Origin of the sequence: Bathymodiolus platifrons methanotrophic gill symbiont, assembly GCF_002189065.1 — a bacterium.
Lineage (GTDB): Bacteria > Pseudomonadota > Gammaproteobacteria > Methylococcales > Methylomonadaceae > Methyloprofundus.
Genome location: NZ_BDMN01000274.1, coordinates 1 through 1071, shown reverse-complemented (window position 1 = coordinate 1071; position 1071 = coordinate 1). Strand labels below are relative to the sequence as shown.

2 protein-coding genes are annotated in these 1071 nt (G+C 48.1%); one reads left to right on the top strand and one right to left on the bottom strand.

The annotated features are described in order from the left end of the window. Nucleotides 1–27: 27 nt before the first annotated feature. A complete protein-coding gene (locus CDZ78_RS14875) occupies nt 28–282 on the bottom strand; it encodes a globin family protein (RefSeq protein ID WP_087870713.1) in 255 nt (84 codons plus the stop codon). A 606-nt stretch (nt 283–888) separates the two neighbouring features. Between CDZ78_RS14875 and CDZ78_RS23855 the strand changes: the two genes are divergently transcribed. Further along, entirely contained in the window at nt 889–1014 is a 126-nt protein-coding gene (locus tag CDZ78_RS23855) for a hypothetical protein (RefSeq protein WP_263458934.1), read from the top strand. Nucleotides 1015–1071 lie beyond the last annotated feature (57 nt).

The window sequence follows — 1071 nt, the reverse complement described above, 5'->3', positions numbered from 1 at the left end:
GCATAGTTTCAATTTTACCATAAATAATTATTGGGAAACTTCAGTATTGAGGTGATCTTTATCATGCTTTTCAGCTATTGAAGCAAGCAACCCAGGCGTATCTTTATGTGCATCGCTCATATACACCAACGAGGTCATCAGCATGGCTTTTTGAGTCCCCATATCCGTATCTTTAAACATGGCTCTGATTTCATCGGAGCTAGCAAGAAAGACCTCGTAAAACTGATCTAAAAACAGAGGATCATTTATACAGCGTACAAAGCTGTCATTGAATTGAGTCATACGTCTCTTAAGGCATAAGCACTTAACATACGCCCATGCCAGTATTTTCCATTAACTCGCTTCTCTCAGGCGCGCCATGCTACCTCACGAAATTCCGGGACTCCTGTCGCCATAATTCGTTCACCTACGCAGCGGATGGGAGATGCCCTGAACGCCCTGCGTCCGCAACGACTACGCACAAAAGCCGCTTCGTCATTACTACCTCACTGGCTGGACGGCTATTCGGAATGCAATTCTTGCTCCTCTCGCGTGCTGCTAGCACACGTCGAATCAGCGAATTGCCCTGTCGCCTATCAGGGACTAAAAATCACCACTTCGCTAAGCTCCGTTTCCATGATTTTCAGCGAAAGCAGTTGCTCCCGCATGACCCGTATCCAGAAATATAATTGCTGTCACTTTATCAGGGGCACCTGCTGTTTCCAGCTTTATATCAACAATTTCAATATGTCGATCCTGTATTTCTTGTAGTAAGGTTTCTTAGGCGCGCCATGCTACCTCACGAAATTCCGGGACTCCTGTCGCCGTAATTCGTTCACCTACGCAGCGAATAGGAGATGCTCCAGCCGCCCTGCGTCCGCCACAGACTGAGCACAAAGCAGCTCAGTCATGGCTACCACAAATGGCTCTACGGCTATTCGGGATAAAATTTTAGCCTCCCTCGCGCGCTATCGCGCACTTCGGATTGGCAACAACCCTGCGCCTTCTGGAGACTATCATCCCGTCCGGGGCTGACAGCGTAAGTGTGGCTACTGATTAAAAAGTACCGGATTACGTACAAGGCTCAGCCAT

Excerpts from the sequence above, each read along its gene's own strand:
- CDZ78_RS23855 (WP_263458934.1), top strand. The coding sequence starts at position 889 with ATGGCTACCACAAATGGCTCTACGGCTATTCGGGATAAAATTTTAGCC.
- CDZ78_RS14875 (WP_087870713.1), bottom strand. The coding sequence starts at position 282 with ATGACTCAATTCAATGACAGCTTTGTACGCTGTATAAATGATCCTCTG.